This is a genomic window from Lysinibacillus sp. NPDC096418, assembly GCF_044762775.1.
GTDB lineage: Bacteria > Bacillota > Bacilli > Bacillales_A > Planococcaceae > Lysinibacillus.
The window spans coordinates 21,230-29,058 of the sequence record NZ_JBIWEY010000049.1 but is presented as its reverse complement, the minus strand read 5'-3'; the positions used below and the strand labels follow the sequence as shown (position 1 = coordinate 29,058).

General features: G+C 32.3%; 8 protein-coding genes. 5 read left to right on the top strand and 3 right to left on the bottom strand.

Going from position 1 to position 7,829, the window contains the following annotated elements; genetic code table 11:
* The first annotated feature begins 239 nt into the window (after positions 1-239).
* Positions 240-803 carry a hypothetical protein gene (locus ACIQZG_RS22815; RefSeq protein WP_402758182.1) on the top strand — a complete coding sequence of 188 codons (564 nt, stop codon included), beginning with the start codon at positions 240-242 and terminating at the stop codon, positions 801-803.
* 202 nt (positions 804-1,005) lie between these two features.
* Positions 1,006-1,698, top strand: coding sequence for a hypothetical protein (locus tag ACIQZG_RS22810; protein ID WP_402758181.1), 693 nt, complete (start codon positions 1,006-1,008; stop codon positions 1,696-1,698).
* Positions 1,699-1,839: 141 nt separating this feature from the next.
* Here the strand turns inward: ACIQZG_RS22810 and ACIQZG_RS22805 are convergent, their stop codons facing one another.
* Positions 1,840-2,571: an alpha/beta fold hydrolase gene (locus ACIQZG_RS22805; RefSeq protein ID WP_402758179.1), complete on the bottom strand. Its 732-nt coding sequence runs from the start codon at positions 2,569-2,571 to the stop codon at positions 1,840-1,842.
* 56 nt (positions 2,572-2,627) lie between these two features.
* Positions 2,628-3,233, bottom strand: coding sequence for a TetR/AcrR family transcriptional regulator (locus ACIQZG_RS22800; RefSeq protein WP_402758178.1), 606 nt, complete (start codon positions 3,231-3,233; stop codon positions 2,628-2,630).
* 420 nt (positions 3,234-3,653) lie between these two features.
* On the opposite strand from ACIQZG_RS22800, the gene ACIQZG_RS22795 reads away from it, so the two are divergent.
* From ACIQZG_RS22795 to ACIQZG_RS22785, 3 genes are read left to right on the top strand one after another with little or no spacing between them, the layout of a single operon-like run.
* On the top strand, positions 3,654-4,175 hold the full coding sequence (locus tag ACIQZG_RS22795; RefSeq protein ID WP_402758176.1) for a TetR family transcriptional regulator: 522 nt from the start codon (positions 3,654-3,656) through the stop codon (positions 4,173-4,175).
* Positions 4,172-4,891, top strand: coding sequence for a hypothetical protein (locus tag ACIQZG_RS22790; RefSeq protein ID WP_402758174.1), 720 nt, complete (start codon positions 4,172-4,174; stop codon positions 4,889-4,891). The genes ACIQZG_RS22795 and ACIQZG_RS22790 overlap by 4 nt, the downstream gene beginning before the upstream one ends.
* Positions 4,888-5,937: a hypothetical protein gene (locus ACIQZG_RS22785; protein WP_402758172.1), complete on the top strand. Its 1,050-nt coding sequence runs from the start codon at positions 4,888-4,890 to the stop codon at positions 5,935-5,937. Before ACIQZG_RS22790 ends, ACIQZG_RS22785 begins: the two co-directional genes overlap by 4 nt.
* A 1,081-nt stretch (positions 5,938-7,018) precedes the next feature.
* Here ACIQZG_RS22785 and pflA read toward each other — a convergent pair.
* On the bottom strand, positions 7,019-7,753 hold the full coding sequence (gene pflA / locus ACIQZG_RS22780; protein WP_402758170.1) for a pyruvate formate-lyase-activating protein: 735 nt from the start codon (positions 7,751-7,753) through the stop codon (positions 7,019-7,021).
* Positions 7,754-7,829: the final 76 nt, after the last annotated feature.

Below are 7,829 nucleotides of genomic sequence, written 5' to 3'. Positions count from 1 at the left end.
AAAATTAAACGGCTTAAGCCCTCTAGAATACAGGGTTCAAGCCGCTTAAAGTATTTTTATTATTTCCACTGTCTACTTGACAGGGAGCAGTTCATATCACAACATTCATGGCTTTTTAATGTGCGCCCAAACTTGTATTTGGGAACGTTATTAAGAATACAAATGTATAAATATTTTTAACGTTTAAAAAGAATTTTTGGATATATCTGGTACAATTGATTTGAAGGGAGGTACGGGCTATGAAGAAAGTAAGAATAGGTTTGGGGCTAAGCATTATATGTATAGTTATTTTTATTTTTGGCGGATATCGTTTTACACCTTTGGCAGCCGCAAAAGCAAATTCATTTGTAACGAAAGATTATGAACTTATTGGCGAATATAAAAATGATACGAGTATATTTTATTTATTTAAAAATGATGGGCAACAACATTATAGGACTGTTTATGTGAATCAAAACAACCTTATTTATCGGAGCAATTATTCAAATATATTTCCTTATAGTAATGATGATTTACAGACGATTGGCGGAATGAGTATTCAAGATGAAAACGAAGCAGCTACAGTATTAATTATTCATTCTCTTGATGAAAATGTGGCTTCCATTCGATTAGAATCAGATTTCGGCATTGAAACTAAAGAAATTTTGAAGGATGAAATCGCGTATTTTTTATTACCCTTTGCTAAACAAATTGACCAACTTAATGCAGTAGCTTTAGATAAAAATGGCAACAAATTATATTACTACGGATATGAAAGCAATAACTCATTTAATAATTTAAAGTGGTATAAAATTGAGAACTAAAAATCCATTTACAACCAAGCCTCCTTTTATTCGGTTCAATAAGAGGAGGCTTGGTTCCCTAAGTTTAATTTGGGAACGTTATTTTGAATGCATTTGTATAATAATATCTATTCATCGAAGGTCCACAATTTATCTTTAAAAATTACAAATCACCAATAATTTCCGATATTAGTAATAAGTAAACTTTACTCGGAGGTATTGAATGAAAATTACACAGTCACAGGTAATCCCTCAAACGATTACTATACAAAAGACAGATACAGTAAAACAGCGAACAAGCGCCCAAGAACAGCTTGATAGCTATACGCCGGCGAATAGACAAGAGCTATGGGGCTATTCCGTAAACGAAGTAAAAAAATTTGTGCCGAATACATTTACACACCCGAACTGGAACCTAATTCCAACAAAGGGCATGGAAACACCGTCCCAAGAACAATTAGTGGCACAAATTCAGGATCTCGCACGTAATATTCCCGATAAGAAAACAGGCACGAAAGAGGAATGGGATATATTTTGGGCGAAGAAAATTCAATTGAGGGTACAGTACACATCACTCGTATCACCTGACCGTAAAGCACTCCACGCAGCGGCGTTAAAGGTAGCGAAAAAAGTGGAGGAAGAACAACCAAAACATACACGTCCATTAACATTAGTCGACTATTTAATTACGGATGATTTAGATTTAACTTTAGATCCGGAGACTAGAAAAATGATGCACAACGCAAGTATTACACCGATTCATCGAACAGGCGGTGGCTACGATTATGAAATAAACTATGGCGGGCAAGTCGTGATGAGAAGTATAAATGGTAGTTGGGGTTATGAAGCAACACCAGCTGAACTCGCACGACAAAATGAATTTGAACGTATTTTTGAGGCGGCGCAGGTAGGGTAGCATGTGAAATATAAGTTTTATATCTAATGGATGAAGCCATTTATTAAAACGTATAACCACACATAGTAAAAAGCCATTTTGAGTGTTTTAAAATGGCTTTTTACTATGTGGTATTGGTTCCCAAAGCGACGTTTGGGAATATTAACTCTCAAAAAATCCATTAATAATTGAATTTAATTCGTTCGCACAACGCATCGGAAAATCATGGGCAGCTTTCGGCATCATCAATGTACGACAATAGGTGTTTTTAGCTAGCAATTGAAGCGAATCTTTTATATCCTTACTCTCTCGATCACCACAAATAGCCAACATAGGAATTTCCACATTTAAATATTGTGGGAAATGCTTGATATTCAGCGTCTGTTTAAAAAATTCTTGATAATTTTCGACTGTCATTTTCGGTGCATACGCTAACATATAATCACTCTGCTCTTTCGTATAACGCCAATACTTCGTCTGTAGTTTAATCAGCCATCTATACTGCAATAGCTTTACTGTTAATGGTGCATATTTACAATACATTTTAATCGACTTTTCATTCGGGGCTACCCAAGCACTTAAAAACACTGCTTTTGCAAACATACATGGATTTTCAGCAACTAACATAACTGCCAGCTGAGCACCGATTGAATGACCCATAATGTGAATTTGAGATTTATTTAACGACCTGATTAACTCAACCAATTCTTCTTTTAATCTACTTGAGTCATATTTTAATGCAACGGACTCGCCTGCCCCATATAAATGAGGTATAACAAGGTGAAAATCTTTTAATAGCTCATATTGTTGTGTAAATGTATGTACTGCCATTGCTCCATGTAATAATAAAATCGTAGGATTATCCTTATCTCCGTATTCATCGAAATAGATCATCGAATACCTCCAATAGCTGCTGAATTTTAAAATTAATATTTGAGGCGATTATCTCTCTAATCAAGGTATATTTTTTTCCACTGTTCAATTAGAGCTAAGAAATCCTTTTCTACTTCATCGGTATCCCAATTATTTACAAGCATTCTTTGTCTCAAATAACCATCTGCTGTCCAGCATATTTCTCTATACATCAAATTTACATCAATATCTATACGAAATTCAGTCCCCCTCATTGTTTCCAATAATAAGCTTTCGTTCTCAACTACAATCTTATGAACGCTTAATTGAATTGACTTTTGAATTTCTAAATCAGGCTCATAGTAGGCTTTTAAACAAAAAGCATTAAGATATGGATATTTACGTATTAAAGTGCACTTTGCTATTAAATTTCTTTTCAACATCTCAAAAAAATCTTTTGTTTCTGTAACTTTGAATTCGCTAGAAATTTCTCTCGTTTTTTTAAGTGCAAAATCCCATAAATATAAATATAATGTGTGCTTATTATGAAAGTAATGAAATAAAAGTGATTTTGAAACCTCGCTTTCTTTAGCAATATCTAGCATAGAAGCTTTACGATAAATATTATTTGAAAAAACTTTATAAGCAGCATTCAAAATTTTATTTTGTTTCTCTAAGGATAATGAAAAAAATTTATTGTTCATTAGTAGCCTCCATTAACCGTTTCGGTCAATATAATCATATCTTCATTGACCGTTTTACAGAAGACCCTATCTTAAAAAATTGTTATTCAATAATATGGCCCGATTGTTGAAGAAATTTCCCTTGAAATTATAATAGCTTAATTAATGAATCATGGATAATTTCACTTTTTGTGAGATTAAATATTGTACAGTATTTACAAATTTGACTTATAATGAAAGTATGCAAATTGAGTTTTTTGCTGTTTGGCTTTTCGTATATTCATTGTATTTATTCTATATGTTGTGATTTTATATGATTTTTCATGAAAAGGAGTAGGCTAAAAGCTAAACTACTTTTTGTTGACAAAAGTGACATTACTAAATTTAGCGTACAAATAGGCTTATTTCTGATACATTTTTTGATTGGGGGTGGGGAATACCATGAATTTCTATAAAATCCTATTTCAAGCAAGCAAGAAAACAACACCTTTGCATAAGCAATTATCTTTGAATGACACCGCTCTAGTTGGTAAAAATGGATATTCATTTGGGATTCAGTACTCACCTGAATCCTATAATACTTGGTTAATGGACGAAAAGATATTTGAAATATTTGTACATAGCTCGGTAAAACAACTTATAATGACTAATTATAAATTCTTAAATCTCATAAATAGGCAAAATGAATTTAATTTAAACTTAGTTGATTGTAAATTGGGAAATAATATTGATATTGATTCCTTTTTGCAAGGAGAAAAAATTGATCCTGAAACATTAAATATTATAATTGACAATCACGGGTTTCAAATTTTACAGGTATACTTCAGATCAAAAGATAAGCACATGATCACTCTGAAATCAAATGGAGTACTAGGAGTAGATAGTGAATTGTCTGAAGGCGAGATTAATGATATTAAGAAATTAATAGACTTTCTTGGTTTTGGTCCGGCGGTGATTGTATGAAAATTGCAGTTCAATTATTAAAAACATTTGTAATTACATTAATTGTTGCATTCACAGCAACTAGCAATCAAAATCTAATTTACAATATTTTAGATAAGCTAGGATATGAGAATGATGTACTGAAAAAAACTGTACTTAGTGCTGTAATAACATTATTAATTGGGTTACTCTCTATTTTAATATCATATTTATGGTCAGCAATTACTTCGATAATTAAAAAGATGGATGTTACCCTTATTACGATAATTAATGGGAGAAAAAAAGAAACCATCAAATTTACTCCTTCTAATTATGAATACGACTCCCAGGACGTTGAAATAGAAATTACTCTTCAACCTAAGGGTCGGCTATCAAACTTATTAATAAAAAAATTAGGAGTTACACTGGATGTTTATTTTAACCCTGAGTTAATAGATGTTTCCTATTCAGATAGGTGGGATTGTGAAGCGAATCAGGTTTTTAATATTTATGAAAGAAAGATCTCCGTAGATTTGCTGGGGAAAATAGATATTAAAGGGAGAACGTTTAGTGGGAAATCCCATAAATTAAACGAGCGGTTTAAAGTTAAGCCAATACGAGTTAAGAGTGCAGAAACTTATTTGGACTATGTAATTGTATCTACTAAGTTTGGGAAACTTGGAAAAACTCTTTCTGGTTATCTATTATCAGTTAAATATGAACCATTGAAAGTAAACTGTGAGGGGGATGTAGATTGACAAGCTCTAAAATAACCTGTAAATTGTTCAAACTGACAGGGATAAACAGTTTGGACGATGTAAAAATAAATATTTTAAATAGAAGTTTTGCTGAGCCTCTAATGGTTTCAAAACGTGACGGTAAACTAATTAGTAGTTTGCCAGAAGATGAGAAAAACTTTTATTATACTTGGGGAGATATATCTGAACCTAATGAACTCAAATCACAGACGATAGGTGAAAATCAAGAAGAGAAGGAATTATGTGTAGAGTACCTTAGTGCTACTGCAAATATTGAATATCCGAAAAGAAGAAAAAAAGACTCAAATGGGAATATTCTCCCGAAAACGCAAAGAGTAAATTACACTCAAGTAGTAACCTACTTCATGTCGTTTAATAACTCTGTTCACTTAATTATTTGCTCATCAAATGATTCTCACCAAGTGAGAGTAAGACAACTAGTCGGGACAAGTTTCATAGCTAATGCTGATAAAGAATATGAGATACCTTCAGATTTATTTAACTGGCTCTTTTTTCAGTTTATTGAAAACAATGGTTCCCTGGGTAAGGGGCTTAATTTGATGAATATTGGCGGGTTTATCGGGAACACGGCAGATGAGCATAACGTCTTTAAAGGAATTTCTGACCAAACATCGGAACTGATTATAACTAAAGCTTTTATAAGTAACGGTGAAATATTGAGGACAATTACCGCTAGACTTCGAAACGAAGATATAGACATTGTTTTCGCAATTGATTATGAGTCTAATACACAGATTTATGTAAGTCAATCACAAAAATTGAAACTTCTTGATGCTGAGGATAATGATATTTTCTTTATTATCTATTTATACAGTCACTTAATACCTAAGCTAAAATCTTTATATGATAAAGCTTCTGAGCGATTTCTTTCAACAGAAAAAAACCAGTTCTCAGAGAAGATAGGTTTAGAGGTTATAAAGTCTATAATAAGTAAAAATTCACTGAGTTTAGACGATGTCTCAATAATATTTAATTGTCCCTCCGATTTTCGAGATACTGACCAAAAGCTCTCCGTAAATTTATAGAGTAGTCGGGTTATTGTGTTACGTCATCACTATGATTAGCATTTATATATTTTTTTAAAATGACAAATCACTTGATTTCCCTGCATGAAACCTAGTAATCTAAATTTACTTCTAGATTAGGACTTCAAGGAAATAAGAGCAATTTTTTAAAAATTTTATTCATATCGATTTTAAACAACTTTATTTCTAATGAATATGCTATGGGGCATGAGAAGAGCAAATCTCTCGGATTTATGCACAATTAAGCGGGAGACTTAGAAAAGAGTTTTAACAAAAGTACTTTTAATTAAGGACAACGTCTATACGACGCTGTTCTTTTTACTAATGCATCCGTTAAAGAAGACCTCTTTTTTTTATAAAAGGCAAATGTCATAAAGAACTACAAAGAATAGAGAAACTTGTATGGAAATGGATATTGAGCAATACTATTATGGATTTGAAAAAATAAAATAATGTTTAGTCTTTTAAGATAAAAGGAACCATAAAGTTTCCAAACGGAAATTTTATGGTTCCTTTCACACACACTAATATTACATGCATGAATTTTTTAAGTATAACCTTGCCTAAAATAAAATTAAGTATATCCTTGCCAAAGTGGCAAAAATATACTTAAAATAACACACTGATTGAAGTCCAGTGATTTCGTATTATGGAGACGGTGGGAGTCGAATCCACATTTAAATGATGTGACAAAAGCCTTTGAATAAAGGGGTAAACACTGAAAGTTACCCTTTTTAAATATTACGACAATCAAATCTAATTTACTTTGAGGTATTTGAATCGTATCACTTGCTTTCAAAAATGCTCACACATTTGCTCACATAATTATTTTTTTGAGTTAATTTTATTAACTCAGTTTATTTTAGGATTGCTTAAAACCTTGATAAATCAGATTTAATCATTCTAAATTTACTAAGTTGAACTGGTTTGATTAACTGAATTTACCCTACCTAGATTATTGAAAAAGAGCGGAGTAATATCACGGTCTATATAAAATCCTGAAAGAGTGGTATTTATAAGGTTTATACTTTATTTCAAATTCCCCATACAAATTATAAGTTTTTCAGCGAGACTAGACCGTTTATTTTAAATGACGAGTTAGTCTTTCATAAGCATTTTCTACACGATCTTCTGTTGGTGGTTCTGTATCTTCTAGAGGATATTTCAAATTAAGTGCTTCCCATTTATATACGCCCAATTTATGGTAAGGTAACACTTCAATTTTCTCTACATTGTTTAAAGTGCCGATAAATTCACCGAGTTCATCTAGATATTCATCAACATCTGTAATGTCAGGTACAAGGACGTGACGAACCCATATTGGAATGTTTTTATCTGATAAATACTGTGTGAATTTAAGGATATGGTCATTGTATTTTCCGGTTAGTCGTTTATGCTGTTCACGATTAATGTGTTTTAAATCAACTAAAACAAGATCTGTATATAGTAGCAATTCATCTAATTGACTTAAATATTCTGGTCGTTCAGAGAAATTTCCACCTGAAGAATCGATTGTCGTATGAATCCCTTTCGCTATACAAGCCTTGAACAACTCTAATAAAAATGGCATTTGTAATAATGGCTCCCCACCACTAACCGTAATACCACCACCTGATGCTTCCATAAATGGACGATAGCTTTCAAGATCTTGAACGATTTCATCAACAGTCATTATTTTACCCGTGCCAATTTCCCAAGTATCAGCATTATGACAATATTGGCAACGAAGTAAGCAGCCTTGCGTAAATACGATATATCTAATTCCTGGGCCATCAACTGTACCGCATGTTTCAATAGAATGAATGTTTCCTTTCATTTCACAATTCTCCTCCTAGCATCTATGGAAAAGCAAACTCTAGTAAAATAAAAGACCAAAATGAATAACAACTATT

Coding starts and splice junctions, on each gene's coding strand:
- ACIQZG_RS22795 (WP_402758176.1), top strand. CDS start 3,654: ATGAATTTCTATAAAATCCTATTTCAAGCAAGCAAGAAAACAACACCT.
- ACIQZG_RS22800 (WP_402758178.1), bottom strand. CDS start 3,233: ATGAACAATAAATTTTTTTCATTATCCTTAGAGAAACAAAATAAAATT.
- ACIQZG_RS22810 (WP_402758181.1), top strand. CDS start 1,006: ATGAAAATTACACAGTCACAGGTAATCCCTCAAACGATTACTATACAA.
- ACIQZG_RS22790 (WP_402758174.1), top strand. CDS start 4,172: ATGAAAATTGCAGTTCAATTATTAAAAACATTTGTAATTACATTAATT.
- pflA (WP_402758170.1), bottom strand. CDS start 7,753: ATGAAAGGAAACATTCATTCTATTGAAACATGCGGTACAGTTGATGGC.
- ACIQZG_RS22815 (WP_402758182.1), top strand. CDS start 240: ATGAAGAAAGTAAGAATAGGTTTGGGGCTAAGCATTATATGTATAGTT.
- ACIQZG_RS22805 (WP_402758179.1), bottom strand. CDS start 2,571: ATGATCTATTTCGATGAATACGGAGATAAGGATAATCCTACGATTTTA.